Source organism: Streptosporangium sp. NBC_01755 (assembly GCF_035917995.1).
GTDB lineage: Bacteria > Actinomycetota > Actinomycetes > Streptosporangiales > Streptosporangiaceae > Streptosporangium.
In genome coordinates this window covers 4,886,976-4,913,624 of sequence record NZ_CP109131.1, presented here as the reverse complement: position 1 = coordinate 4,913,624, position 26,649 = coordinate 4,886,976, and the positions used below count along the sequence as shown (strand labels likewise).

Here is a 26,649-nt window from a genome sequence, read left to right as displayed (position 1 = left end):
GGTCAGGACGGTCAGCGTCGCGCGGTGTCGGCCTCCGGGACGAAGTGGGAGAGGACCTCGGGGTTGGCCATGGCGTCGAGGTTGGCGGCCTTCTCCGGGGGGACGCCGAGGAGGATCTTGCGGATGGGAACCTCAAGCTTCTTGCCGCTGAGGGTACGGGGGATGCCGGGGACCTCGATGATCTCGTTCGGCACATGGCGCGGGGAGAGCATCTCCCTGAGCTCCCGGCGCAGGCGCATCACCAGGTCGTCGTCCAGGGGCACCCCCGGGGCCATGGTGACGTACAGCAGCAGGCGGCCCTCCTGCCCGAGCTGACCGGTGTCGATCACCAGGCTGTCGGCGATCTCCTCGAAACGTTCCACCACACGGTAGAACTCGCTGGTGCCCATCCGCACCCCGCCCCGGTTCAGTGTCGAGTCGGAGCGGCCGTAGATCACGGAGCCACCGTCGGGAAGAATCTTGATCCAGTCGCCGTGCCGCCAGACTCCGGGGTACTCGGAGAAGTAGCTGTCGCGGTAGCGCGACCCGTCCGCGTCGTTCCAGAACATCACCGGCATCGACGGCATCGGCAGGGTCACCACCAGCTCACCGACCTCGCCGATCACCGAGGCGCCCGACGGGTCGAGGGACTCGACCTTCGCCCCCAGGCAGCGGCACGGGATCACGCCCGCCCGGACCGGGAGCAGCGGGACGGCACCGACGAAGCCGGTGCACACGTCGGTGCCGCCGGAGAACGAGCCGAGCTGCACGTCCGGCAGCGTGTCGTGCACCCAGCCGAACCCCTCGGGCGGCAGCGGCGAGCCGGTGGAACCGAGCCCCCGCAGCCGGTCGAGACCCGACGGCTTGAGGCCGGCCTTCATGGACGCGATCACGTACGGAGCGCCCGTACCGAAGTAGGTGACCCCCTCCTCGGCGGCCAGCCGCCAGAGCTCGTCGGTCTGCGGGTAGGTCGCCGCCCCGTCGTAGAGCACCACCGTCGAGCCGACCAGCAGGCCGCCGATGAGGTAGTTCCACATCATCCAGCCGGTGGTGGTGTACCAGAAGAAGACGTCGTCCTCGCCCAGGTCCTGGTGGAAGGAGATCGCCTTGAGGTGTTCGAGCACCACACCGCCGTGGCCGTGCACGATCGGCTTGGGCAGCCCGGTGGTGCCCGAGGAGTAGACGATCCAGAGCGGGTGCCCGAACGGCACCGGCTCGAAGTCGAGCGGCCCCGCTACGGAGCGCAGCTTTGCCCAGCTCACCGTACGAACCGCTGATTCCGGCGCCGGAGCGTTCTCGGACGCGTCCTGCGCGTCCTGCGCGTCCTGCTGATCCTGAGCCGAGATCTGCACCCGCGCCACCAGGGTCGGCAACTTGGCGGCGATGTCCTGGACCACCGCGGCGCGGTCGAAGCTCCTGCCGTTGTAGTCGTAGCCGTCGACCGCGACGAGCACCTTCGGCTCGATCTGGGTGAAACGGTCGATCACACTGGAGGCCCCGAAGTCGGGCGAGCAGGAGGACCAGATGGCTCCCAGGGAGGCCGTCGCCAGGAAGGCGATCAGCGCCTCGGGGACGTTCGACACGTAGGCCGCGACCCGGTCGCCCCGCCCGACGCCCAGCGCGGCCAGGCCCGCACGGACCCGCGCCACCTCCTCGGCCAGCTCGCCCCGGGTGAACGTCCGCCGCCCACCCGCCTCGTCGCGGGCGACCACCGCGAGCCGCCCGGGGTCGGACGCGGCCCCGCGCAGCGCGTTGGCCGCATAGTTCACCGTCGACCCGGCGAACCACTCGGTGCCGGGCATCTCCCCCGACATGACGGGCCCGTCACCACGCTCCCCCACGACCCCGAAGTAGTCCCAGATCGACGTCCAGAACTCGGCGGGGGCGTCAACCGACCACTGCCACAGGGACTCGTAGTCACCGGCCCGGCCCAGCCGCTCCGCATAGCGGGTGACCTTCGCGTTCCTCACAACCTCCGGGGAGGGCTCCCAGAGCAGCGCACCTTCCTCAACCATGGCCCCATCCTCTCGGCGCCCCAACCGAATGTCATCCCCCGGGTTCACACATCGCCCCGGCAATCCATGTGGATCAGTCATATACGTCCTTGCCGCCGCACCCAGAAAGTACGTCACCACCAGCATCGATATCCATCCGGCCATCGATGCGGACAGGAGTCAGCGGCCGGCGGGGAAGTGACCGGCGCGGCGGGCCGGGGAGGTGAGGCCGGCCACGGCGGCCACCACCTCGGAGGGGTTGGAGAGGTCGGGCAGCACCAGGTCCGCCCCGGCCTCGTGCAGTTCGGCCGCCAGGGAGCGCCCGGAGGCGACGCCGATCATCGCGGCCCCGGCGATCCTGGCGGCCTGGACGTCCCTGGCCGAGTCGCCGATCAGCACCGTGTTGCTCCCGTCGAAGGTCGCCCCGTACTTCTGCTTGGCCCGGCCCTGCGCGACCTGCAGGAGGGTGGCCTTGGGATAGACCTCCTCGCCGTAACCGCCGATCTCGAAGTCGACGTACCGCTCAAGGCCGAACGCGGTCAGCTTGTGCCCGGCGTTGCTCTTGATCGTGCCGGTGAGCACCGACTGGACCACGCCGTCGAGCCTCGCCACGGCCTTCAGCGCGTCGCGGGCCCCGGGCATCATCCGGCCGTCCTTGGCCAGGCGCCTGCGCCGGGCTCCGAAGGAGGTGGCCAGCGTGTCGAGGAATCTGGGGAGGTGGTCGTCCTCGGCGACGATCCCGTTGATGGCGAGCATCTCGAAGACGATCTCAGAGTCCGGGCGCCCGTTGGGCTGGGTCAGCTTGACCAGGGGCCTGCCGGTGACAGCGAGGAAGGCCTCGGCGTATGCCTCGCGGGTGACGATGGACACGTCGACCAGGGTGAGGTCGATGTTCCAGAGAACGAGGCGGTTGATCGGAGCCTCCCGGAATGGGTGCGGATGCCCAGGGTACGGCCCGAGGCGCACAACGACCGCCTCCAATGCCGAAAACATTAGTTTTGGGTGGGGTTGCCCTGCACTGGTGCCCCATTTGCAGTGAACATCCCAATCAACGAAACTCCACCCCAATTCCCCGTCGTTCATATACCCGACTTGTAGCTATTTTTCGGATACGGTGACCTATCCAGATCCAAGGGACAGGGTCTAGGCGTGGTCGAGGGCGTTCGCGAGGGTGTCGACGACCGGGACGCCGCAGGCCATCAGGTCGGATCGGCTGGTCATGCCGCCGGTGTAGAGGACCGCGTGCGCGCCGACGTGCTGGGCGGCATGCGCGTCGTCCAGGCTGTCGCCGATCACGAGAACGTCGGCCGGGTCGATGCCGAGCGCGGCCAGGTGTGCCACCATCGACTCGGCCTTGTGCCCGCCGGACGCACTGCGCAGACCGTCGATCCGGGCGAAGTGGTGGTCGATGCCGAACTCCGCGATCTTGGGAAGCAGCCGGTCATGCGCCCACATGGACAGCAGCGACTGCCTGCCTCCCGCGTTCCCCCAGCTTTCCAGAGCGAGGAGCGCGTCGTCGGCCAGCCCGCACTCCAGCATCAGCCGGTGGTAGTTGTCGTGGAAGCCCAGGTCGAGCATCTCCCACTCGCCCTCGTGGAGGGCGCGGCCGAGCATGCGCTCGTAGGCGGCCCAGATCGGGCGCGTGTAGACGGCACGGAAACGGTTGACGTCGTAGGAGCCCAGACCGTACGGCTCGAACACCGCGTTCGTCGCACCGACGACGGCGTCGATGTCGTGGAACAGGGTGCCGTTCCAATCCCAAACAATGTGTCTCATATCGCCTTCCAGGATAGCGAAACCCCCCGCTGGAGCGGCGTAGCGACAAGGTAGTCGGCCCGCTCACCGGACGCTCACGACACGAAGCCCCCCGCCTCTCCCCCGGACCCCGAACAGGGGAAAGGGACGGCCGGCGGTGACCGGGAGGCGGGGTGAAGGTCAGCCGACCAGGTCGGGGATCTCCTGGGTGGCGTACCAGAGAAGCTCGTTGGCCTCGGCGCCGTCCACGGTGAACCGGGCGTCGTCGTCGCCCCGGTCGGCCGCGGGCAGCGCCGCGACGGCGGCCTCGACGTCCTTCACCGCCGACAGGTCGTCCACGTGAACGGCGGCGATCCGCGCCAGCGGGACCGCCGCGGCAAGCCGTACCCGGGCGCGCTCCTCCAGGTCGGCGCTCGCGCTCACGTCGCCCTCCGGTACGTCGACGGCGACGACCACCCGCCGCGCGACGACCTCCACCCCGTCGGCACGGTCGGCGGCCAGCATCCGCAGGGAATCCCTGGCCGCCTCGGTCAGTGCGACGTACTCCAGTTCCTCGGTGTCACCCGAGACGTACCACTCGATCAACGCGGGTGTCACCGCGTAGCCGGTCAGCGGGGCCGGGCCGAGCTCTCCGACGGTGGCCACGCGGGCCAGCGCCGGGAGCGTACACGGCAGGTAGACGCGCATCCATGCCTCGATCTATCTCTCCGACATCGGCTCCGGTTCGGCGCCGATTCACGCATCGAGTGTGCCAGTACCGGCGACCCGCGGTGGCACTGCCGGCGCGAAGTGACACGATCCGTTCCCGGCCGGGCGAGCGGGCGTCAGCGCAACGGGACCCGCAACAGGATCTCCAACTCGGCGATGGTCACCTCGGGGTCGCGGTGGTGCACGCCGACGATGCTGAACTGCCGGGCGGCCTCGATGTTGGCCTCGATGTCATCGACGAACACGCACTCCTCACCGGTCAGGCCGATCCTGCCGAGCGCGTGCTCGAAGATCCTCTGCTCGGGTTTGCGCATACCGATCTCTCCCGAGATGACGACCTCGTCGAAGACGTCGTCCCAGCCCTCGCGGGGATACTCGTTCGCCCAGGAGTTGGAGAGCAGGCAGGTGCGCAGCCCGGCGGCGCGGGCCACGCGGAGCATCTCGTACATCGGCTCGACCCGGTGGAAGCGGGAGAACATCCTGTCCAGCAGCCCCTCGGCGGCCGGCGGCACGCCGTCCGTCGTGATCAGCCGGGCGGCCAGGTCGCGTTCGAAGTCCAGCCCGGAGATCTCCCCTCGCTCCAGAGCGTGGATCACGTTCTCGCCGTTCTCCGAGCCCTCGTACGCGTGGATGACAAGCTCGCGCATCACCTGCCGGTAGTGGGCCGCGTCGAGCCTCTCGTCGACGATCCACTCCGCGACCGCCTCGGAAAGACCGACGGTGAGCACGCCACCCCAGTCGATCAGCACGCCCTTGAACATCTGTCCTCCTTAGTGGAACGGGTTCCAGGCTAAGTGTGGCCGGTGAGCAACCGGAGGAGGGGTGGTGCCAAACTTGCCGCCATGGACTTCGCGCTCAGCGACAAGGCTCAGAAATACCTCGCCAATCTGACCGATTTCATGGCAACTCACATATACCCGGCGGAGCCGGTCTACCGTGCATGGCGCCAGGCCAGGGGCTACGACAACCACGAATTACCACCGGTAGTGGAGGAGCTCAAGTCCGAGGCGCGCGCACGCGGTCTCTGGAACCTGTTCTTGCCCGACGAGTCGAACATGTCGGTGCTCGACTACGCCAGCCTGGCCGAGGTCACCGGCCGCTCCATCGACCTCGCGCCCGAGGCACTGAACTGCGCGGCCCCCGACACCGGGAACATGGAGGTCCTGCACATGTTCGGCTCGCCCGAGCAGCGGAACCGGTGGCTCAAGCCCCTGCTCTCCGGCGAGATCCGCTCGGCATTCGCGATGACCGAGCCCGCCGTGGCCTCAAGTGACGCGACCAACATCGCCACCTCCATCCGGCTCGACGGCTCCGAGTACGTGATCAACGGTCGCAAGTGGTTCATCACCGGAGTCGCCGACCCGCGCTGCGAGATCCTGATCGTGATGGGCAAGACCGATCCGGACGGCCCCCCGCACCGCCAGCAGTCGATGATCCTGGTCCCGATGGACACGCCGGGCGTGGAGGTCGTCCGCCACCTACCGCTCTTCGGCTACCAGGAGCAGCACGGCCACTCCGAGATCGTCTTCACGGACGTCCGGGTGCCCGCCTCGAACCTGATCGCGGAGGAGGGGGACGGCTTCCGCATCGCCCAGGCCCGTCTCGGCCCCGGCCGCATCCACCACTGCATGCGCGCCATCGGCATGGCCGAGCGTGCCCTGGAGCTGATGTGCACCCGTGCCGCCAACCGGGTGGCCTTCGGCCAGACGCTGGCCCAGCAGGGCGTGGTGCAGCAGCAGATCGCCGAATCACGGCTGGCCATCGAGCAGGCCAGACTGCTCACCCTGAAGGCCGCATGGATGATCGACACGGTCGGCGTGAAGGCGGCCGCCTCGGAGATCTCCGCGATCAAGGTCGTCGCTCCGAGAATGGCGTGTGATGTCATCGACCGCGCCATCCAGGTCCACGGTGGCATGGGGCTCGCCGACGACGTCCCGCTCGCCTCGATGTACGCCCAGGCTCGCGCGATGCGCATATTCGACGGCCCGGACGAGGTTCACATTCGCACCGTGGCCCGCCGCGAGCTCAAGCCGTACCTCTCCTAGAACGTTCCGGAACGAGGGGGCATACGGCCCGATGGAGCGGAGATTCCTCCCTCAATATCCGATTCACTGGCCAGTACAAGTTTCACGTCTCTAATTCGAGGAAGATTACGAGCATGGCACTCAGGCCATATAAACGCACGTAGAAGGCGTGATCGGCCTCCTGCGGGCTCCATTTGCACCTTCCCTCGGTTCCCATGAGGAGGGATCATGGCAGTAGCTCAGGCGAGCCGGTCACGCGCCCGTACGGCGCGGAAGCCGACCACACCCGCCGCGTCCACCGCGCACGCACCGTCAGTCCGGAAGCAGACCGGCCATTCGTTGAAGCTGGACCTTCCGATGATGACCGTGCAGTTTCGGCCGCCGCATGTTCACATGCCTCACGTCAGCCGGCAGGAGGCGGGCCAAGCCATCGACACCGCCAGATCCTTCCTTCCACCGCCTGAGCGCATCGCCTACTACGGAGGGCTCGGCGCCCTGGCTGTGGTGGGGTTGATCGAGTGGCCGGTGGCGGCCGCCATCGGGGTCGGGACGATGATCGCTCAGCGTGCCCGAGGGAAGGGCCGTTCCCCAATCTCCGTACCCCGGACTCCGGCACCCACCGCCCAGGCCGCGAAACCCGCAGCGCGAGCCGCAAGAACCACCACCCGGCCCGCAAGCACCACCGCACGAACCACCAAACCCGCAACACGGGCCACAGGCACCACCACACCGGCCGCCAAACCCGCAACGCGAGCCGCAAGCACCACCACACGGGCCGCGAAACCCGCAACACGGACCGCAAGCACCACCGCACGAACCGCGAAACCCGCAACACGGGCCACAGGCACCACCGCACGAACCACCAAACCCGCAACACGAGCCACCAGACCCGCATCCCGGGCCACAGCCACCGCGCGGACAGCCAAACCCACCACACGGGCCACAGGCACCACCGCACGAACCGCGAAACCCGCCTCCAGGGCCACCAAACCCAAGTCCCGGGCCACAGGCACCACCGCACGAACCACCAAACCCGCAACACGGGCCACCAGACCCACATCGCGAACCTCGGCGTCCGCCTCACGGACCACAACCAGATCCCGGACAGCAACCGGATCCCGGACCACGAAACCCGCCTCCAGGGCCACCAAACCCAAGTCCCGGGCCACAGGCACCACCGCACGAACCACCAAACCCGCAACACGGGCCACCAGACCCACATCGCGAACCTCGGCGTCCGCCTCTCGTACCGCGAACTCCGCCTCCAGGGCCACCAGGTCCGCCGCCCGCCCGAAGACCTCGACTCGCAGGAGCGTCTCCAAATGATCACAGTGATGGGGCCGATCGGGCCACGTGTAACCACGGCCTGATCGGCCTCGTCATCTCGTCTGCTGGAGATCCGGAATGTTCGTGCCCCGTCTGCTCTCGCTTCCCGCGGAAACTCTCTGGGGCGCCATGCCCGACGTGATCCGCAACGCCCTGCAGCAGTCCCGGGGGAGGCAGATCTGTCCCGGTGGGCTCCGTATCGACCTGTACGTGATCGGCGGTCCCGGCAGCGGGCGCACGGTGCGACGGCTGGAGAACGCGCTGCTGAAGGTGGAAGGAGTCGAGCGGGCGGAGGTCAACGGTGCCCTCGGGACCGTGTTCGTGGGGTGCGACCCCGGCTCGGTCGACCTGGAGAAGCTGGTGGCGGTCGTCGAGTCGTTCGACGACGGCGACAGCAACAGCAACGACGGCGAGCCGGGCGAGGACGAGGACGAGGAGTTTGATGACGACTCGCTGCCGGGCCCGGCGTTCCTCGTTTCCGAATACGCGGAGCACCGCATCGCCAACCCCGCCAGGAGCCACACGCGCATGGGCATCCGGCTCGGCGCGAGCCTGGTCGGGACGGGTATGGCGCTCGCCGGGCGGGTGACGCACGCGCTGCCGCTCCCTCCGATCATTCCCGCCCTGCTGAGCCTGGCCGAGTCCACCCCGAAGGTCCGCACCGAGCTGGACCGCCGCCTCGGCGTTCCGGCCACCACCTCCCTGCTCGAGACGGCGGACATCGTCACCTACACGCTGGCGCTGCGGCCGCTGGGAATGCTCGTCCAGTCGGCCACCGCCGTCGGCCGCTACCTTGAGGCACGCGACACGCGACGGGCCTGGGAGAGGCACGAGCACGAGCTGGGTTCACGGGAGGGCTCCTACCACCACATCCGCGCGGTCAGGAAACCACGCCCGACCCCCATGACCAGCAGCCCCGTGCGAAGGTTCGAGCACGTCGCGAGCCAGGTGGCGGTGGGCGCCACCGGGCTGACGTACCTCCTCGGCAACAACCGGGAACGGGCCATCGCCATGCTCACCGCGGCGACCCCCAACGCCGCGAAGCTGGGCCGCGAATCCTTCTCCTCCGCGATCGGGCGTGCCCTGGCAAGGCGCGGGGCTGTCGTTCTCAACAGCCGCGCCCTGCGCCACATGGACGGCATCGACACGGTCATCATCGACGCCGACGTGATCGACACGGGTGCCTGGGAGATCGACCGCGTCGTACCCCTCGGCGGTGACGACTCCGACGGGCTGCACGCGCGGCTCTACGCCCTGCTCGACCTCACCGACCCCGGCACGCGGCGGGAACGCGACGGCTGGAAGGCCGAGCCGGTGGCGGGCCCGGCCGGGCTCATCGCGGCGGAAGCCGAGGAGTGGGAGGCTCGGGGGCTCCGGGCCGTCCGCGTGACGAGGCAGGACGTTCCCGTCGCCCTGGTCGGTATGGCGCCACAGGTCGACCCGCTGGCCGACGCGATCGTCGCCGCGGCCAAGGGCACGGGCACCGTGATGCTGGCGGGAGGCGATCCGGGGCTCGGTCTGCGGCTCGGCGTCGACGAGTTCGTACTGGGCGACTCCCATCTGACCCGGTCGGTCCGCGCGCTCCAGGCGGACGGCCACGGCGTCGCCGTGGTGTCGGGACGCCGCATGACCGCGCTGGCCCACGCCGACCTGGGTGTCGGCGTGCTGTCCCGCTCGGGCCGGGTGCCCTGGGACGCGGACGTGATCGGCGAACTCGAGGAGATCCACCTGCTGCTGAGCTGCCTGGCACCGGCGAGGAAGACGAGCGAGCGATGCGCGTGGCTGGACGCCGCGGGAGCGACCACCGGAGGCGCGCTGACCGCCCTGGGGCCGCCGTCGCGGTCACTGGGCAGGGCGCAGCTCTCCAGTGACTGCACGGCGATGGCCGCCATCGTCACGGGCGTGTGGGCGGGCTGGCACGCCGGGCGGGAGACAGCGCCGGTCCGGGTGGACCGGACCCCCTGGCACGCCATGTCGACCAAGGACGTCCTGGCCCTGCTGGGCTCCTCGCCCAGTGGGATCACCGAGGCCGAGGCCACCCGGCGCAGGACCTCGGCGGGATCCACGGGACCTGAGGGTCCCGCCTCGCTGCTCCGCGTGTCCGCCGAGGAGCTGGCCAACCCGCTGACCCCGGTCCTGGCTGCCGGGGCGGGTCTGTCGGCCCTGGTCGGCTCGATCTCCGACTCGGTGATGATAGCCACGGTGGTGCTCGCCAACGCGCTCATCGGAGGGGGCCAACGGTTCACCGCCGATCGGGCGCTGCACCGCCTGACCGAGGAGGTCGCGATCCGCGTGCGGCTGCGCCGCCCCAACGAGGGCATGAGCGTGACGGTCGAGGACCTCGTACCGGGCGATGTGCTCGAACTACGCGCGGGCGACACCGTGCCGGCCGACTGCCGGGTGCTCAGAGCGTCGGGCCTGGAGATCGACGAGGCCGCGCTGACCGGCGAGTCCCAGCTCGTCGCCAAGTCACCCACACCCGTCAACGCGCCCGCCGTCGCCGACCGGAGCTCGATGGTCTACGAGGGTACGACCGTCGCGGCCGGCAGCGGGCTGGCCGTGGTGGTCGCGGCGGGCGAGGCGACCGAGGCGGCCAGGACCGCCAGGCTCGCCAAGGAGGGACCTCCGGCCTCGGGCGTGCAGTTGCGACTGCGGGAGCTGAGCCGCCGGGTCCTTCCAGTCGCGCTCGGCTCCGGCGTCGTCCTGCTGGTCACCGACCTGTTGCGCGGCAGGTCGGTGGTCGAGGCGCTCGCGCCCGCGGTGAGCCTCGCCGTCGCCGCCGTGCCCGAGGGGCTGCCGTTCGTCGCCTCGGTCGCGGAACTCGCCGCCGCCCGGCGGCTGTCGACCCGCAACACCCTGGTGCCCAACCCCTCCACGATCGAGGCCCTCGGCCGGGTGGACGTGCTCTGCTTCGACAAGACGGGGACGCTCACCGAGGGACGCATCAGCCTGCGGTGCGTCTCGGACGGGCAGGACGAACGTCTCGTTGAGGCGTTGACACCCGAGTTGAGGCGCATCGTGGCCGCGGGGCTGCGCGCGAGCCCGCGGCACGACGGGGGACGCCCCATTCCGCACCCCACCGACCGGGCCGTGGTGAACGGGGCCGAGCGGGTGGGCGTGGTACCCGAGGAGGGAGAGGGAGGCTGGGAAAGGGTCGACGAGCTTCCCTTCGAGCCGGGACGCGGTTATCACGCCGTACTCGGCACGAGCGGCTCGGGGCCGCTGCTGAGCGTCAAGGGCGCTCCGGAGGTCGTGGTCACCCGCTGCACGTCCGTACTCCGCGACGGCCTGGTGGTCTCCCTCACGGATTCCCTTGAGGCGGAGCTGGAGAAGGAGCTCGACCAGCTCGCCCGGCAGGGCTACCGGGTGCTCGCGGTCGCGGAGCGCCCCGCCTCCGACCGTCGCGATCTCGACGAGTCCCGCATCCAGGGCCTGTGCTTTCTGGGCTTCCTCGGCCTGGCCGACCCGGTAAGGCCCACGGCGGCCGAAAGCGTCGACCGGCTGACGCGGGCGGGCGTACGCATCGTCATGATCACGGGTGACCATCCGAGCACGGCGGAGGCGATCGGCGCCGAGTTGAACGTGCTGAACGGCGGGCAGATCATGACGGGGCCCGAACTGGACGAGATGGACGACGACATCCTGCTGGAGGCTCTGCCGGATGTGACGGTCTTCGCCAGGACCACCCCGGCCCACAAGGCCAGGATCGTCGGCTGCCTACGCCGGGCCGGCAAGGTCGTGGCGGTCACCGGAGACGGCGCCAACGACGCCCCCGCGATCCGGCTCGCGGACGTGGGGATCGCCCTCGGCTCCCGCGCGACCCCGGCGGCCAGGGCCGCGGCCGACATCGTGGTGACCGACGACCGCATCGAGACGATCGTCGATGCGATCATCGAGGGCAGGGCCATGTGGGGGTCGGTCCGCGACGCCCTGAGCATCCTGCTGGGCGGCAACATCGGCGAGATCGTCTTCACGGTCGGATCCAGCCTGCTCAGCGGCCGGAACGTGCTGAACGCCCGGCAGTTGCTGCTGGTCAACCTGCTCACCGACATGCTGCCCGCGATGGCGGTGGCCGCCAGGCCGCCGACCGCGACCAGTCCGGAGAAGCTGCTGGAGGAGGGTCCGGAGGCCTCGCTGGGAGCCTCCCTGACCCGTGACATCTACCTGCGGGCCGCCACCACGGCGAGCGCGGCGGGCGCGGCCTGGGCGATCGGCCGGATGACCGGCACGCGCAGGCGGGCGGACACGATCGGACTGGTCGCGCTGGTGTCGACGCAGCTGCTGCAGACCCTGGCCCTGGGCAGCCGGGACCGCACCGTGGTGCTGGCCTCGCTCCTGTCCCTCGGCGTTCTGGGCATGACCGTCTCGGTTCCCGGGCTCTGCCGGTTCTTCGACTGCCGCCCCCTCGGGCCCGTGGGGTGGATCATCGCGCTGGGCAGTGCCGCCGCCACCACGGCCGCCGGGGTCGCCTTCCAGGCATCCAACCGCAGGATGTCACCGAACGTTCACCAAACGGTAATCTGCCAGCCGGTGACTTAGTCATGTTTGGCGTGGATTATCGCATTAAGCGATCCTTCTCCCTGTGAGGTTGTTATGTCCGGATTCCTCTCCACGGTGCTCGCCAAGACGGCGGTCATGCTGATCGAAGCCCTTCTCATGCGCGTCATCCAGTCGCTCGTCATCTCGCTGGCCAGGACCGGCAGGCTCCAGGCCGCCTGACCCGGTCTCGCGGCACGGACCCGGCCGTGACCACAAGGAGACCGTGACCGGGAACACGACCGTGACCGGAAGCACGACCGTGACCGGAAGCACGACCGTGACCACGGCGACCGGGGCCCATGCCGCGGTCGCGACCGGAAGCTCGCTCAGCGGGCCCGCGCGTTGATGAGCCGGGCGACCTTGAGATGCCCGGCCGAGCGCAGTACCCGCTCGGCCCTGGCCACCTCGGCGACCGGTGCCCTCTCCAGCAGGCCGTGGGCGGCCTTCAGCTTCAGCAGGCGCCGGACGGACTGGTCGAGCCGCGCCTCCGAGATCTTCCCGGACTTCACGGCGGCCAGCAGCGCCCGATGGGCCTCGCGGTAGTCCGGCGGCATGAGCAGCAGGTCGACCCCGGCCTGGATCGCACGCACCGCCACCTCCCCGTCGCCGTACCTCTTGCGTACCCCCGCCATGTCCAGCGCGTCTGTCGAGACGACCCCGTCGAAGCCGAGCTTCTCCCGAAGCAGCCCGGTCAGGATCGGCCTGGAGAGGGTGGCGGGATCACCTGAGGGGTCGAGCTTCGGCATGACGACGTGCGCACTCATGATCGCGTCGACGTCCTTGCCGATGGCGGCTGCGAAAGGCGGGGCGTCCAGCCTTTTCCACTGGGACAGTGAGTGCCTGATCACCGGTAGACCGGTGTGGCTGTCGACGTTGGTGTCGCCGTGGCCGGGGAAGTGCTTGGCAGTGGCCGCGATCCCCGCGTCGTGGAAGCCCTGGACCGCGGCGGCGACCATCGGCACGACCTTCTTCGGGTCCGAGCCGTACGCGCGCGGGCCGATCACCGGGTTGCGCGGGTTGATGTTGACGTCGGCGACGGGGGCGAAGTCGAGGTTGATGCCCAGGGCGCGCAGCTCGGTGCCCGTCACCTCCGCGGCCCGGCGGGCCAGCGAGGGGTCGCCGGTCGAGCCGACGACGGAGGCTCCTGGAAGGTCGGTGACCAGCGGGGCGAGCCGGGAGACCCTGCCGTTCTCCTGGTCCGCGCCGATCAGCAGCGGGATCTCCGGCGACGCCTCCTGCAGCCCGTTGGTCAGCGCCACGACCTGCCTGACGTTCTTGACGTTGCCCGCCCAGGGGAACAGGATCACCCCGCCGGGACGGTAGCGGGCGACCATCTTCGCCGGGGTGTCCACGCCGAACCGCGCCTGGTTCTCCCCCGACACCGTGTCGGCCGCCTCGCCGTACAACACCGGCATGAAGAGCTGGCCGACCTTCTCCTCCAGGCTCATCGAGGCGAGGACGGTCTCCACGCCGGTCTGCTCTGCCGCCCCGGGCTCTGCCGCCCCGGGCTCTGCCGTCCCGGGCTTCGCCGTCCCGGAAGGCTCGGCCGCCGAGTTCGTGGGCTCCGCCGGGGCCGCGTTCGCGGACGCCTCACCGCCCCGGGCCGCACCGGACGCCTGTGAAGCGGTCCTTCCGGTGTCGGCACACCCGGCCGCCATCGTCGCGATCACTGCGATCCCCGTCACACGCATCCACCGAACCATGCCTCTTACGCTATCCGGGCGAACGCCCCGGTGCCCGCGCAGCAAACCGTCCGGCGCCCCCGGGGCACCTCCGCTCACGGCGCCGACGCGATGTCCGCCAACCGGTCGAGAAGCTCCTCGGCGCCCTCACCCTCTGCCCTGATCACCACCACCTCCCCCCTCCTGACATCGAGTGCGAGGACCGACAGGATGCTCTTGGCGTTCACCGGCAGGCCGGCCCCCTTGGCGATGGTGACGTCCAGGGACGCCTTAGTCGCCGTCTGCACGAACGTCGCGGCGGGCCGGGCGTGCAGGCCGACCTTCGACATGACGGTGACATGGCGCTCGGCCACGTGTTCCTCCTCAGAGTCGACCGTGCGGTCTAGACCGCACGGCGTATTTTTCTTCCACTGTGCCATCTGATGACCTCAACGACTTCCCCAGTGCCATCTGATGACCTCAACAACTTCCCCTATGCCCTCTGATGACCTCAACAACATTTCACATTCTTCGCCATTTTCCGGTTCCGCGGACCGTCAGGCCGGATCGCCCCACTCGAAGAGCCGGTCACCGGCGTCCACGACCCCCTCGGCGAGGCCGGTGACGGCGCTCGCGACGGCGTCCAGCGCCACGACCGGGCAGATCGGGCGGCGCCCACCCGCTTCGATCCCGGCCGGATCCCACGCCACCACCGGCTGCCCGGCGCTCACCCGGTCGCCCTCCGCGACCAGCGGTTCGAAACCCTCGCCCCTGAGCTGGACCGTGTCGATGCCCAGGTGGACGAGGACTCCCCTGTCGTCGTCGCCGACGACCACGAACGCGTGCGGGTGCAGCTTGACGATGGTGCCCGCGATGGGAGAGAACACCCGGCCGGGCGCCCTGTCCGGCTCGATCGCCATGCCGGGCCCGACCAGGCCCTCGGAGAAGACCGGGTCGGGTACCGAGTCGAGTCTCACGGCCACCCCCGTGACCGGCGCCAGAACCGTGGTCACCGCACTCCCCTCGGCATGCCTCCGTCCGCGAGAACACCTCCCTCAGCCGATGATGTCCTCGATGTCGCCGGCGATCATGTCGGCCTCGGGACCCACCACCACCTGCACGACGCAGCCCGCCACCATCACGCCGTGCGCGCCGGCCGCCCGCAGGGCCGCCTGGTCGACCTTGGAGGCGTCACGCACCTCGGTGCGGAGCCGGGTGATGCACGGTTCGATCTCGATGATGTTGTCCACACCACCGAGTCCAGCGATGATCGCGTCGGCGTCGGCCGCCATGTCGCCCTCCAGTTGTGATCACCCTGTCCCCAGGGCTATGGGCAGGCTAGGGGAGGTACCGCGATCAGTCGGTCTGAGTCACCTTGTTGAGACCGCGAGGGGCGTCCGGGTCGATCCCCAGCCTGCGCGCGAGCGCCTCGGTGAGCAGCTGACCGGGGACGATCAGGCCCAGCGGCGCGACCCATTCGGGGAGGTCGGGGCCGTTCAGCGCGGCGGTGGAGACCGAGGAGAGCGCGGTACCGCCGCCGACCGTGTAGGCCGAGGCGCCCGCGCCGGTCACCCGCTCGGCGAGCGCCACGGTGCCGGCCAAGGTCGGCCCCTCGCCCGCCGCGACCAGGATGGCCGGGGTGTCGGAGTCGACCACGGCGATCGGGCCGTGCAGCAGGTCCGCGTACGACAGGCCCATGGCGTGCAGGTAGCACGCCTCCTTGAGCTTGAGCGCCAGCTCCAGCGCGGTGGAGAAGGCCAGCCCCCGGCCGGAGACCACGACGCCCGGCTTGTCCGCCAGGCCCTCGACGATCGCCTCCATGTCGCCCGGGTCGTCGACCAGCTTCTCGACTGCGTCCGGGACCCGTCGCAGGTCGCCGGGGTCGACGTCCGCACCGAGGCCGAGGGCGAGCACGGCGAGGGCGGCGAGCTGGGTGGTGTAGGTCTTGGTGGCGGGGACGGCCTTCTCCTCGCCCGCGACCGTGCACAGGGCGAGGTCCGCGGCCTGGGCCAGGGGGCTCTGCTCGCCGCCGTTGGTGATGGCCACGGTCCTGGCACCACAGTCCTTCGCCCAGGCGAGGGTCTCGACGATCTCCTCGGTCCTGCCCGACTGGGAGAGGGCGACGGCCAGCACACCGTCGAGGTCCAGCCTGCGCCGGTAGGTGGTGGCGATCGAGGGAGCGGCGAGCGTGGAGAGCCTGCCCGTGTGCGCCTCGGCCAGGTAACGGCCGTAGACTGCGGCGTTGTCGGAGGTGCCACGGGCGATGAACAACAGCTGGCGGGTCTGCCCCGCGAGCCGCTCCACCTCCCCGACCCTGGGGAGGAGGGCGTCAAGCGTGGCTCGCAACGCGGCGGGCTGCTCGGCGATCTCGCTGCGCATCTTGGTCGTCATCTCGCGCTCATCCTTCGGCTCGGACGAACGAGATCGGGCCGTTATCGATCCGTCTCCGGTCCGTACGTTGACACCCTTTTCCGGCCTGTGGTCTAGTCCGGACTAGACCAGTACGAACCATAACTCATTTAGACATCCCAGATCGAGAGGGGAGGATCCCGTGGCCCAGATCGATCCGGACAGCCCGGTGCCCAAGTACTTCCAGCTACGGGAGATACTGCTCGATCTCATCGAGAACAACGAGCTGGCGATCGGTACGGCGATCCCGTCCGAGCGCGAGCTCTGCCAGCGCTTCGGACTGTCCCGCATGACCGTCCGGCAGGCCGTCGACCACCTGGTCTCCGAGGGCAGGCTCCAGCGGGTCGCGGGCAAGGGCACCTTCGTGGCCCGCCCCAAGATCGAGATGGCCCTGCGGCTGACCTCCTTCAGCGAGGAGATGCGCACCAGGGGCATGGAACCCGGCTCCCGTGACCTGGACCGCCGGGTGGTCAGGGCCAGCGCGCACCTGGCCAGGGAGCTCGGCATCCAGCCGGGCGACGAGGTCCACTTCATCGAACGGCTGCGGACCGCGGCGGGCGAGCCCATGTGCATCGAGCGGGCCCACATTCCCGTCTCCATCGCGCCCGACCTCGACACCCACGGCCTGACGGGCCGCTCCCTCTACGCCCTTCTGGAGACCCGTTACGGCCTGGTGCTCGATGCCGGCGAGCTCACCATCGACGGCGGCATCGCCGACCCCGGTGACGCCGACCTGCTGAAGCTGCCACGCGGCGGGGCCGTGCTGCTGCTACAGCGGCGCTCCTTCGCGGGAGGTGTCTGCGCCGAACTCGGGGTCTCCACCTATCGCGCCGACCGCTACCAGCTCCGTACGATCCTGGAGCTACCGACTCGCCGCGCCTGACCCCCTGCCCTTCGCCGCACTCCTCCCTTCCACCCCCTGGAGGAAAGCCCGATGAGTCCCCCCTCGGCGGACGCGGGCCTGCCCGCCGCCCACCGGTCCGGGTCCGCCGCGATGAGCGTGCTCCAGCGCCTGGGACGTTCTCTGATGCTGCCGATCGCGGTCCTGCCGGCCGCCGGCCTGCTGTTCAGGCTCGGACAGGACGACCTCCTCGGCCGGACCGACAGCGTCCTGCTCGACGATGTGGCCCGTGTCGTCGGCACCGCGGGCGGAGCGCTCTTCGACAACCTGCCCATCCTGTTCGCGATCGGTGTCGCCATCGGGTTCGCCCGCAAGGCCGACGGCTCCACCGCCCTGGCTGCGCTCGTCGGCTATCTGGTCTTCCACGCCGTCAGCATGAACATGTTCTTCATCCTCTTCGACGCCGACCTGAGGGAGTCCATCACCACGGAGGTGTTCGAGCGGGCCACCCCGGGCGTTCCCGACGTGGTGCTCGACCTCGGCGCGCAGAACCCGACCAGGGTGCTCGGCGGCATCGTCATGGGCCTGGTCTCGGCACTGCTCTGGCAGCGCTACCACCGCACCAAGCTGCCGACCTGGCTGGCCTTCTTCGGCGGGCGCCGCCTGGTGCCGATCCTCACCGCCTTCGCCGGGCTGGTGATCGGGGTGTTCCTTGGCCTCGTCTGGCCGGTGCTCGGCGGCTGGGTCCGCGCCTCCGGGACCTGGCTCGCCTCCAACAGCGAACTCGGCGCCGGGGTCTACGGCATGGTCAACCGCGCCCTGCTCCCGCTCGGTATGCACCACATCGTCAACAACGTGATCTGGACCCAGGTCCCCGAGTGCGTGGTCGACGGCAAGAAGCTCGCCGGGGACCTGATCTGCTTCAACAACGGCGCCGTCGGCTACGGCGGATTCGAGGCCGGTTTCTACCCGGTCCTCATGTTCGGCCTGCCGGCCGCCGCGATCGCCATCTGGCGGGCCGCACCGCCGCACCGGCGCACCGCGGTCGGCTCGATCATGATCTCCGCGGCGCTCACCGCCTTCCTCACCGGGATCACCGAGCCGATCGAGTTCGCCTTCATCTTCGTGGCTCCGGTGCTGTTCGTGATCCACATCGTGCTGACCGGCATCTCCATGGCCCTCGCCTCCGCCCTGGGTGCCAAGCTCGCCTTCGGCTTCTCCTCGGGGCTGATCGACCTCGGCCTGTACGGGACCGCACCCAACGCCCAGGGGATACCGATCATCATCGTGATGGGGCTGGTCTACGCGGTGATCTACTACTCCGTGTTCAGCTTCCTGATCAGGAGACTGAACATCATGACCCCCGGTCGCGAGCCCGAACCCGACGTCGACTCCGGCGAGTCGGCCGTACCTCCAGGCACGGCGCCGGGTGGTCCTGACGCCGGGCCGTCCGGCTCCTGAACGACCCGCCGAGTGGTTTCGGCCGTCCAGCGAAGATCACGACTCGGGCCGGAACCCGCTTCCCTCGGGAATGGACCACTCCAGCCCAAGGTCACCTTCTCCGCCCCAAGGGAGGAAACAACCCGGATTTTCAGAAAGTTGGCGGACCACGTATCTGGGCAGCGGGCCGGAAACTCCTTCATGCGTCAGTTTCCCCGCCCGTAAGCCGAGCACAATCGGAGTCCCCATGTCGCCCCCACGACGTCCGGCACCACTCCCCCGGATCGCGCCGTCACCCGCCGCCGAGCCACCCTACGACGATGACCGCCCCGCGACAGACACCCCGGCCATGCCTCCGTACGTGCAGGGAACCCTGGCCCTCACCCTCGAACCCGAGGTGCCGGCACCTCCGACCGGGAAGCCGCTGATCTGGGGCCCGCCGGGGGCGATCCCCGACGAGCGGCGGCTGCGGGCACTCGCGCAGGCCGTCGCCGAGATCCTGTCCGGCAGGCGGCCCCCGGCGAGCGTCTCCTGTCACATGACCGGCAGGGCCCAGGCCGAGCTGGCCAGGAGCGGGAAGATCATCAACAGCGCGCGCCCGCCCCGGGCGGGCAGAGCCCATGTCTCCCAGCCCGAGGACGGGGTGGTGGAGATGTGCGCCGTGGTCGACTGCGGTGACCGCTCGCGCGTCCTGGCGCTGAGGCTGGAGCGCAGGGGCGTGCGGTGGCTGTGCACCGAGTTCGAGACGACGCCCTGACACGCCGCAGGGCCCGCACCACGTGTGCGGGCCCCGCAGGCGGCGATCAGGTCTCGACGTGCCTGGGGTCGCCGTGGCAGCGCTTGTACTTCTTGCCGGAACCGCAGGGGCACGGGGCGTTGCGCTCGACGTTGCCGTACGCGTCACGCTCGGCCTTGCTGCTGATCCGGGTGTGCTCCACCTCACCGCTCTCGCCCGGAGCCGTGTACTCCAGCTCGGTGGGACGCTGCGGGCCGCGCAGGCCGCGGGCGATGATCGAGCGGGTCTCCGCGACCGCCGCGTCCTCGGCGGGGTCGGCCTCCTCGACGATCGGGTTGCTCTGCACCTCGACCTCAAGGTTGAACAGGTAACCGACCGATTCCTCCTTGATGCCCTCAAGCATCTGGGAGAACATCTCGAAGCCCTCGCGCTGGTATTCGATCAGCGGGTCGCGCTGGGCCATCGCGCGCAGGCCGATGCCCTCCTGAAGGTAGTCCATCTCGTAGAGGTGCTCGCGCCACTTGCGGTCGAGAACCGACAGGATGACGCGGCGCTCCAGCACCCGCATGCCGTCCGGGCTCATGGCCTGCGCGTTGATCTCCTCCTCGCGACGGTCGTAGGCGGCCATCGCGTCGGCCTTCACCCGCTCGGTGAGGATCTGGGCGGTGAGCTCCTCGCGGCCTCCCACCTCCTCGATGAGCTCATCCGCGGTGATGCCGATCGGGTAGAGCTGGCCGAGTGCCTTCCACAGCTTGTCGAGGTCCCACTCCTCGGCGAAGCCCTCCGCGGTGGCACCCGCGATGTACTCGTCGATCACGTCGTTGACGAAGCCGCGAATCTGCTCGTGCAGGTCCGCGCCCTCCAGCACCCGGTGGCGCTCGGCGTAGATCACCTTGCGCTGCCGGTTCATGACCTCGTCGTACTTCAGAACGTTCTTGCGGATCTCGAAGTTCTGCTGCTCGACCTGATGCTGGGCGGAGGCGATGGCCTTGGAGACGATGCCCGACTCGATCGGGACGTCGTCCGGGATGTTGAGGCGCGTCATGATCATCTCGACCCTGGCCGAGTTGAACAGGCGCATGAGGTCGTCCTCGAGCGAGAGGTAGAAGCGCGACTCGCCCGGGTCGCCCTGGCGGCCCGAACGGCCGCGGAGCTGGTTGTCGATGCGCCGCGACTCGTGCCGTTCGGTGCCCAGGACGTAGAGGCCACCGAGTTCGGTGACCTCGTCGTGCTCGGCCTTCACGGCCTCCTTGGCCTTCTCCAGCGCCTCGCCCCAGGCCTTCTCGTACTCCTCCGGGGTCTCGACCGGGTCGAGGCCGCGGCTGCGCAGCTCCAGGTCGGCGCGGAAGTCGGGGTTGCCGCCGAGCATGATGTCGGTGCCTCGACCGGCCATGTTGGTGGCCACCGTGACGGCGTGCTTGCGGCCCGCCTCGGCGATGATCGCGGCCTCACGGGCGTGGTTCTTGGCGTTGAGGACCTCGTGCTTGACGCCCTTGCGCTTGAGCTCCTTGGCCAGGCGCTCGGACTTGGCGACGCTCGTGGTGCCGACCAGGACCGGCTGGCCCCTCTCGTAGCGCTCCTTGATGTCCTCGACGCTGGCCAGGAACTTGGCGTCCTCGGTCTTGTAGACCACGTCGGCCTGGTCCTTGCGGATCATCGGCCGGTTCGTCGGGATCGGGACGACACCGAGCTTGTAGGTCTGGTGGAACTCGTTGGCCTCGGTCGCCGCGGTGCCGGTCATGCCGGAGAGCGTCTCGTAGAGGCGGAAGTAGTTCTGCAGCGTGATCGTGGCGAGAGTCTGGTTCTCGTCCTTGATCTTGACGCCTTCCTTCGCCTCGATGGCCTGGTGCATGCCCTCGTTGTAGCGGCGGCCGTGCAGGACGCGACCGGTGAACTCGTCGACGATCAGGACCTCGCCGTCGACGACGATGTAGTCCTTGTCCTTCTTGTAGAGTTCCTTGGCCTTCAGCGCGTTGTTGAGGAAGCCGACCAGGTGGGTGTGCTCGGGCTTGTAGAGGTTCTCGATGCCGAGCCAGTCCTCGACCTTCTCCACACCGGACTCGAAGATGCCGACCGTGCGCTTCTTCTCGTCGACGGCGTAGTCGCCGGTGTTCTCCTCGCCGTCCTTGCCCTCGGTGCCCCTGCGAAGCCGGGGGACGATCTTGGCGAACTCGGAGTACCACTTGCCGGACTGCTCGCCGGGCCCTGAGATGATCAGCGGCGTCCTGGCCTCGTCGATGAGGATCGAGTCGACCTCGTCGACCACGGCGAAGTGGTGACCGCGCTGCACGCACTCTTCCAGCGACCACGCCATGTTGTCACGCAGGTAGTCGAAGCCGAACTCGTTGTTCGTGCCATACGTGATGTCGGCGTTGTACTGCCTGCGGCGCTCGTCGGCGGGCATGTTGGCCAGGATCACGCCGACCTCGAGACCGAGGAAACGGTGGATGCGGCCCATCTCGTCGCCGTCCCGCTTGGCCAGGTAGTCGTTGACCGTGATGACGTGGACGCCCTTGCCCGAGATGGCGTTGAGGTAGGTGGGCAGCGTGCAGGTGAGGGTCTTGCCCTCACCGGTGCGCATCTCCGCGATGTTGCCCATGTGCAGGTTGGCCCCGCCCATGATCTGCACATCGAAGTGGCGCTTGCCCAGCACGCGCCGGGAGGCCTCACGAACGGTGGCGAAAGCCTCGGGGAGCAGGTCGTCGAGGGACTCGCCGTCGACGTAGCGCTGCTTGTAGTCGGCGGTCAGCGCGCGAAGCTCGGCATCGGTCAGGCTCGTGAAGTCGTCTTCAATGGAGTTGACCTGGTCGGCGATCCGCTTGAGCTTACGCAGAAGCTTGCCTTCGCCGGCGCGAAGAATCTTATCGAGAAAGGCTGGCACTTTAGGTAAAGCTCCTCGCAGGTCTTCCGCGGCCGGACCGGCCCGGCTGAGGACGAGACATGGTTCTCCGCTGCCATCGTAGGCGGTTCCGCCACCAGACACAGCCACCCTGAAAGACGCTCTTGCGGCCTGTGGAGTTCCTTGCCCGCTTCTTTGAGAGAGTACGACCGAGCTCCAAAGGGTATGTCGTCTTTTGCCCTGTCCGCAGCTGGTAGTCGTGTGAAGACGGCACCACCCCGGGGATGTTCAGGGATGTTCAGACACCGGCATAGCATTTTTGTCGGTGTCAGGCGCTAGCCTCAGCCGCACACCGTGTTGTCTTCCCCCGGGGCGGTCAATGAAGCTCTCCCTCTCCTCAGACGAGGCCCGCCGCGTCATCCTGCGCGCCCAGGGGTTCCTCGGCGCGCAGTCCCGGCGCGGCGGCGCGGGCGCGGCCCTGCGCCGCCTGGGGGCCGTCCAGCTCGACACGATCTCCGTGCTGGCCCGCTCCCACGAACTGGTCGCGTACGCACGCCTCGGCGCGGTCGGCAGGGCGGAGGTCGAGCGGGCCTACTGGGACGAGCCCGCCAGGGCCTTCGAGTACTGGTGTCATGCCGCCTGTGTCCTGCCGATCGACGACTGGCCGCTGTACGCCTTCAGGCGGAGGTATTTCCGGGCCAGGAAGTTCCGCTGGCACGAGGTGCCCGACAGTGTCGAGGCGGTGCTGCGGCGGGTCCGCGAGAACGGCCCGATCACCACCGCCGACATCGGCGGCGCCAAGAAGGGCGGCCCGTGGTGGGACTGGTCCGACTCCAAGATCGCCATTGAGTGGCTGCTCGACACCGGCGAGGTCGTCTGCACGCGCAGGGTGGGCTGGCGCCGCGTCTACGACCTGGCCGAGCGCACGGTTCCCGCACACCTGCTGGCCGAGGAGCTTTCCGACACCGAGTGCGTCACCCGGCTCGCCGGGATCGCCGGGCGCGCGCTCGGTGTGGCCACCCGCGCCGACCTCGTCGACTTCCTGCGTCTGAAGGCGCCCGCGGCGCTGCTGCTCGACGGCTGCCTGCGCGACGGGTCCGCCGGGCTGGTCCCCGTCCGCGTCCCCGAATGGCCCGAGCGTGCCGCCGACGCCTGGGCCGATCCCGTCGCGCTGGAGACCGGGCCCAGGGGCCGTCACCGTACGACCCCGCTCTCCCCGTTCGACTCCCTTGTCTGGGATCGCGCGCGCACCGCCCGCGTGTTCGGTTTCAACCACCGGCTTGAGGCGTACGTTCCCAGGGAGAGGCGTGTCCACGGTTACTTCACGATGCCGGTCCTGGCCGGAGGCCGGCTGATCGGGCGCGTCGACCCCGCCCGCGAGGGTGCCACGCTGGTGGCCCGCCAGGTGAGCCTTGAACCCGGCGTCACGCCCGGCAGGGGCGCGACCTGGATGGCCGAGGCGCTCTGGGAGGCGGCGAGCTGGGTCGGCTGCGACGCCGTCCGGGTCGAGCGGGTGGATCCTCTGCTGGCCGGCCCCCTTCAGGACGCCCTGGGCCGGGCGCGCTGAGCCATCGGTCCAGTGGGCCGCCGAGGCACCGGGAGGCACCGGCCGCCGCGCCCGCTCGGCGGCACGGGTGCGGTGACCGTCCTGCGGTCACCGCACCGGGGCGGATCAGGTGATCTCAAGCATCCGCTCACGGACCGCGTAGACCACCGCCTCCATCCGGGAGTGGAGCTGGAGCTTGTCCAGGATGTTCCTGACGTGGTTCTTCACTGTGTTCTCGGAGATGAACAGCTGCTTGGCGATCTCGCGGTTGTTCATCCCCTTCGCGACCAGACGGAGCACCTCCATCTCCCGCTCGGTCAGGCGCGGGACGGGGAGCTGCGGGGGCCGCTCGGCCTCCTTGCGGCTCATGTTGGCGAACTCACTGATGAGTTTGGCGGCCATCGCCGGATTGATCAGCGACTGCCCTTCGTGGACGCCGCGTACGGCCTCCGGCACCTCGTCGAGCTGGACGTTCTTCAACAGGTAGCCGGTGGCACCCGCCTTGATCGCCTCGAAGAGATCCTCTTCCTCGTCACTCACGGTCAACATGATGATCCGCGTACTCGGTACCGAGGCCTTGATCTCACGAGTGGCCTCGATACCGCTCCTGCGTGGCATCCGGACGTCCATGAGCATGACATCCGGAGTGAGGCGGTCGGCGAGTTCGACCGCTTCCTGCCCGTCGCTCGCCTCGCCGACAACCTCGATGTCCGTCTCCGCGGCCAGCGCCATCTCCAGACTGCGACGGATCAGCGCGTGATCGTCAACGATCAGCACGCGGATCGGTTCGCCGTGCCCGGTCGGGCTGGTTGCGTCGTCGGGTTCCGTCACGCCTCCTCCTCGGGGGGCCAGAGCCGGTGGACCGCCATGATTACACGGGTTTCATGGTCCTCGGTTGGTCGGAGAGGATCTTTGAGCGCGTTCGTCAGGGCTCGACGAGCCGCAGCACGCCGTAGTTGTACCCCTGACGCAGGTATACGACGCTCGGCTGCCCGCTCTCCTTGTCACGGAATAGGTAGAAGTCGTGTCCCACCAACTCCATCTCGAGAAGTGCCTGGTCGATCGTGATGGGATCGGCCTTGTGGAACTTCTCCCTGACCATCAGCGGCCCATCCCCGTCCATCTGGATCGGGATGATGTCCTTGTCCTCGGGAGGTTCGGCTTCGGCCTGCTCGGTGAACGACCGGGCCGGGGCGCTTTCGAACGTCTCCGCGAGCGCGGTGGCCGTCAGTTCGGCGACCGAAGGAGGGCAGTGGTTGCCGTGGTGGATCTTCCTGCGGTCGGCGAGGCGCCGCAGCCGTCCTTCGAGCTTGCCGAGTGCGATGTCAAGGGCGGCGAAACGGTCGTCGGCCGAGGCCTCCGCCCGGACCGCTGGACCACGTGAATGGATGGTGAGCTCAACACGCTCTCGCTGATCGACGATACGGGGATTACGTTCTTTGGACACCTCCACGTCAACGCGAATGAGCTTGTGATCCAAACGCTCGATCCTGGCCAGCTTGGTGTTCACGTGGTCACGGAATCGGTCACTCACTCCGGTGTGCCGACCCTTGACGATGATCTCCATGCACAGCCCCCTTCGAATCTCGACGGTGGTATTTCGGCACCCGCTCGGCCGACCTGGTCTTCGTCCCCACATCCGCCTGCTGAGGGTTTCGCAGCTCTTTGCCACTACATGCCCTTCTCTTCTGGCGAGGAACATCTGGCTCCCCGGGAAGGCAGGACTTACCTCTAAGCCGCACCGTGATCGATCGACGAAAAGTCGTCTTACGTGGACCGTTTGGCCTGCGGCTGGCATCGGCTAGCCGGGCCGGCCTCCTGTCGGAGGTCGGTCCGGCGCAACCACGGACCCGAGCGGGTGCCATGGCTCAGACGCTATCCGCATCCCGGCCGAATGTCAGCTTGGTGGTCGGGCCGAAAATCACTTTGTGTGGTTCACGGCCGGGCTGCCGATCTTCAAAGACCCCTGCCCCACGCGCGGGCACCGCCGGGTGTGAGGGCTTCTCACATCCGTTGAGCAGCTCAGAAGGCACGATCGAGACAGTGATGTGTGGCGCCGGAGTGAGACGGGGCGTCAAATCGCCCCTTACTCTCCGTCATGGTTGTGAGTTCGGACTCTCCGGCGTGTAGCGGCGACCGTGGCGGCGAGGGAAGGCGTCACGCCCACCTCGCGCATCGCCCTCGCCGCCTCCGCGAGCGTCGCCCCGGTGGTGACGATGTCGTCGACCAGCACAATCACCTCTGTGCCACCCCAGGATCGCGGCACAGGCGCGTTGCGGCCGAGCGTGACAGAGAAGGCCGCGGACAGGTTCTCGGCCCGCTGGAGGGAACTCAGCCCCGCCTGGTCGGCGACACGGCGACGCTGGGCGAGAACCCTCGCCACCGTCGCGGGCCAGCCGGCCTGGCGGAGGCAACCGGCCGCCAGCTCCGCGAGCCGGGCCACCGGGTCGTGCCCGCGTCGCCTCAAGGCCGGGCGGGCGCTGGGCACCGGCACGAGCAGCACCGGCCGCTCACCGGCCGCCGTGGCGACGGCCAGGGCCAGCGCCCCGGCCAGGGGAGAGGCGAGGGCCGTGCGGCCGCGCTCCTTGTAGGCGATGACCGCCCGCCGCACGGCGGGGGTGTACTCGGCCGCCGACCAGCACTCCGGCAGGCCCGGCGGGGCGGGGTCGGGCATCCGGCGCGCGGGCCTGCCGTGCAGCTCGGCCGCGCAGCGGGGACAGACGAGGGAGCCCGGCGCGTCGCATCCGGCGCAGCGGGGCGGCAGGATCAGGTCGAGCATGGCGGTCGTCACCCGTCCAAGATGTCATGTCACACCGACAAAAAGCCCAGCCCAGGGCACCGGCGGGGATCCC

22 protein-coding genes are annotated in these 26,649 nt (G+C 69.2%); 7 read left to right on the top strand and 15 right to left on the bottom strand.

The features are described from left to right. Nucleotides 1-11: 11 nt before the first annotated feature. The 5 genes from OG884_RS23545 to OG884_RS23525 all read right to left on the bottom strand — a co-directional run bounded on the left by OG884_RS23545 (nt 12) and on the right by OG884_RS23525 (nt 5,197). Entirely contained in the window at nt 12-1,994 is a 1,983-nt protein-coding gene (locus OG884_RS23545; RefSeq protein WP_326636212.1) for an acetoacetate--CoA ligase, read from the bottom strand. Between the two features lie 159 nt (nt 1,995-2,153). Beyond that, nucleotides 2,154-2,888 (bottom strand): HAD family hydrolase, encoded by a 735-nt coding sequence (locus tag OG884_RS23540; protein WP_326646977.1) that lies wholly within the window; start codon nt 2,886-2,888, stop codon nt 2,154-2,156. 228 nt (nt 2,889-3,116) lie between these two features. Further along, nucleotides 3,117-3,749, bottom strand: a complete 633-nt coding sequence (locus tag OG884_RS23535) for an HAD family hydrolase (RefSeq protein ID WP_326636211.1) — start codon at nt 3,747-3,749, stop codon at nt 3,117-3,119. 159 nt (nt 3,750-3,908) lie between these two features. After that, a complete protein-coding gene (locus OG884_RS23530; protein ID WP_326636209.1) occupies nt 3,909-4,415 on the bottom strand; it encodes a DUF6912 family protein in 507 nt (168 codons plus the stop codon). Nucleotides 4,416-4,552: 137 nt separating this feature from the next. Beyond that, nucleotides 4,553-5,197 carry an HAD family hydrolase gene (locus tag OG884_RS23525; protein ID WP_326636207.1) on the bottom strand — a complete coding sequence of 215 codons (645 nt, stop codon included), beginning with the start codon at nt 5,195-5,197 and terminating at the stop codon, nt 4,553-4,555. A gap of 81 nt (nt 5,198-5,278) precedes the next feature. Between OG884_RS23525 and OG884_RS23520 the strand changes: the two genes are divergently transcribed. Further along, complete coding sequence (locus tag OG884_RS23520) at nt 5,279-6,481, top strand: acyl-CoA dehydrogenase family protein (protein ID WP_326636205.1); 1,203 nt, start codon at nt 5,279-5,281, stop codon at nt 6,479-6,481. Nucleotides 6,482-7,020: 539 nt separating this feature from the next. Here OG884_RS23520 and OG884_RS23515 read toward each other — a convergent pair. After that, complete coding sequence (locus tag OG884_RS23515; protein ID WP_326636203.1) at nt 7,021-7,782, bottom strand: hypothetical protein; 762 nt, start codon at nt 7,780-7,782, stop codon at nt 7,021-7,023. Nucleotides 7,783-7,864: 82 nt separating this feature from the next. Between OG884_RS23515 and OG884_RS23510 the strand changes: the two genes are divergently transcribed. Together OG884_RS23510 and OG884_RS23505 are read left to right on the top strand one after the other, a co-directional pair. Next, the gene (locus tag OG884_RS23510) at nt 7,865-12,325 is read left to right on the top strand and encodes an HAD-IC family P-type ATPase (protein ID WP_326636201.1); all 4,461 of its coding nucleotides are present in this window, start codon (nt 7,865-7,867) and stop codon (nt 12,323-12,325) included. Between the two features lie 54 nt (nt 12,326-12,379). Next, on the top strand, nt 12,380-12,505 hold the full coding sequence (locus OG884_RS23505; RefSeq protein ID WP_326636199.1) for a hypothetical protein: 126 nt from the start codon (nt 12,380-12,382) through the stop codon (nt 12,503-12,505). A gap of 146 nt (nt 12,506-12,651) precedes the next feature. On the opposite strand, the gene nagZ is transcribed toward OG884_RS23505, so the two are convergent. The 5 genes from nagZ to OG884_RS23480 all read right to left on the bottom strand — a co-directional run bounded on the left by nagZ (nt 12,652) and on the right by OG884_RS23480 (nt 16,377). After that, complete coding sequence (gene nagZ, locus OG884_RS23500) at nt 12,652-14,016, bottom strand: beta-N-acetylhexosaminidase (protein WP_326636197.1); 1,365 nt, start codon at nt 14,014-14,016, stop codon at nt 12,652-12,654. 86 nt (nt 14,017-14,102) lie between these two features. After that, nucleotides 14,103-14,360, bottom strand: coding sequence for an HPr family phosphocarrier protein (locus OG884_RS23495; RefSeq protein WP_326636196.1), 258 nt, complete (start codon nt 14,358-14,360; stop codon nt 14,103-14,105). A gap of 183 nt (nt 14,361-14,543) precedes the next feature. Then, nucleotides 14,544-14,999, bottom strand: a complete 456-nt coding sequence (locus OG884_RS23490; RefSeq protein ID WP_326636194.1) for a PTS sugar transporter subunit IIA — start codon at nt 14,997-14,999, stop codon at nt 14,544-14,546. Nucleotides 15,000-15,041: 42 nt separating this feature from the next. Further along, nucleotides 15,042-15,278 carry a glucose PTS transporter subunit EIIB gene (locus tag OG884_RS23485; RefSeq protein ID WP_326636193.1) on the bottom strand — a complete coding sequence of 79 codons (237 nt, stop codon included), beginning with the start codon at nt 15,276-15,278 and terminating at the stop codon, nt 15,042-15,044. A 64-nt stretch (nt 15,279-15,342) separates the two neighbouring features. After that, entirely contained in the window at nt 15,343-16,377 is a 1,035-nt protein-coding gene (locus OG884_RS23480; protein WP_326636192.1) for an SIS domain-containing protein, read from the bottom strand. Between the two features lie 160 nt (nt 16,378-16,537). Here OG884_RS23480 and OG884_RS23475 point away from each other — a divergent pair, with 160 nt between their 5' ends. The 3 genes from OG884_RS23475 to OG884_RS23465 all read left to right on the top strand — a co-directional run bounded on the left by OG884_RS23475 (nt 16,538) and on the right by OG884_RS23465 (nt 19,433). After that, nucleotides 16,538-17,278, top strand: a complete 741-nt coding sequence (locus OG884_RS23475) for a GntR family transcriptional regulator (RefSeq protein ID WP_326636191.1) — start codon at nt 16,538-16,540, stop codon at nt 17,276-17,278. Between the two features lie 51 nt (nt 17,279-17,329). Then, nucleotides 17,330-18,697, top strand: coding sequence for a PTS transporter subunit EIIC (locus OG884_RS23470; RefSeq protein WP_326636190.1), 1,368 nt, complete (start codon nt 17,330-17,332; stop codon nt 18,695-18,697). A 226-nt stretch (nt 18,698-18,923) separates the two neighbouring features. Beyond that, nucleotides 18,924-19,433 (top strand): Rv3235 family protein, encoded by a 510-nt coding sequence (locus tag OG884_RS23465; RefSeq protein ID WP_326636188.1) that lies wholly within the window; start codon nt 18,924-18,926, stop codon nt 19,431-19,433. Nucleotides 19,434-19,479: 46 nt separating this feature from the next. Here the strand turns inward: OG884_RS23465 and secA are convergent, their stop codons facing one another. Next, the gene (gene secA, locus OG884_RS23460; protein WP_326636186.1) at nt 19,480-22,293 is read right to left on the bottom strand and encodes a preprotein translocase subunit SecA; all 2,814 of its coding nucleotides are present in this window, start codon (nt 22,291-22,293) and stop codon (nt 19,480-19,482) included. A 337-nt stretch (nt 22,294-22,630) separates the two neighbouring features. On the opposite strand from secA, the gene OG884_RS23455 reads away from it, so the two are divergent. Continuing rightward, entirely contained in the window at nt 22,631-23,818 is a 1,188-nt protein-coding gene (locus tag OG884_RS23455) for a winged helix-turn-helix domain-containing protein (RefSeq protein ID WP_326636184.1), read from the top strand. A 105-nt stretch (nt 23,819-23,923) separates the two neighbouring features. On the opposite strand, the gene OG884_RS23450 is transcribed toward OG884_RS23455, so the two are convergent. The 3 genes from OG884_RS23450 to OG884_RS23440 all read right to left on the bottom strand — a co-directional run bounded on the left by OG884_RS23450 (nt 23,924) and on the right by OG884_RS23440 (nt 26,588). Beyond that, nucleotides 23,924-24,628 (bottom strand): response regulator transcription factor, encoded by a 705-nt coding sequence (locus OG884_RS23450; protein WP_326636182.1) that lies wholly within the window; start codon nt 24,626-24,628, stop codon nt 23,924-23,926. Nucleotides 24,629-24,722: 94 nt separating this feature from the next. Continuing rightward, nucleotides 24,723-25,364, bottom strand: a complete 642-nt coding sequence (gene hpf, locus OG884_RS23445) for a ribosome hibernation-promoting factor, HPF/YfiA family (protein WP_326636180.1) — start codon at nt 25,362-25,364, stop codon at nt 24,723-24,725. A gap of 519 nt (nt 25,365-25,883) precedes the next feature. Then, a complete protein-coding gene (locus OG884_RS23440) occupies nt 25,884-26,588 on the bottom strand; it encodes a ComF family protein (RefSeq protein ID WP_326636178.1) in 705 nt (234 codons plus the stop codon). Between the last annotated feature and the right edge of the window lie 61 nt (nt 26,589-26,649).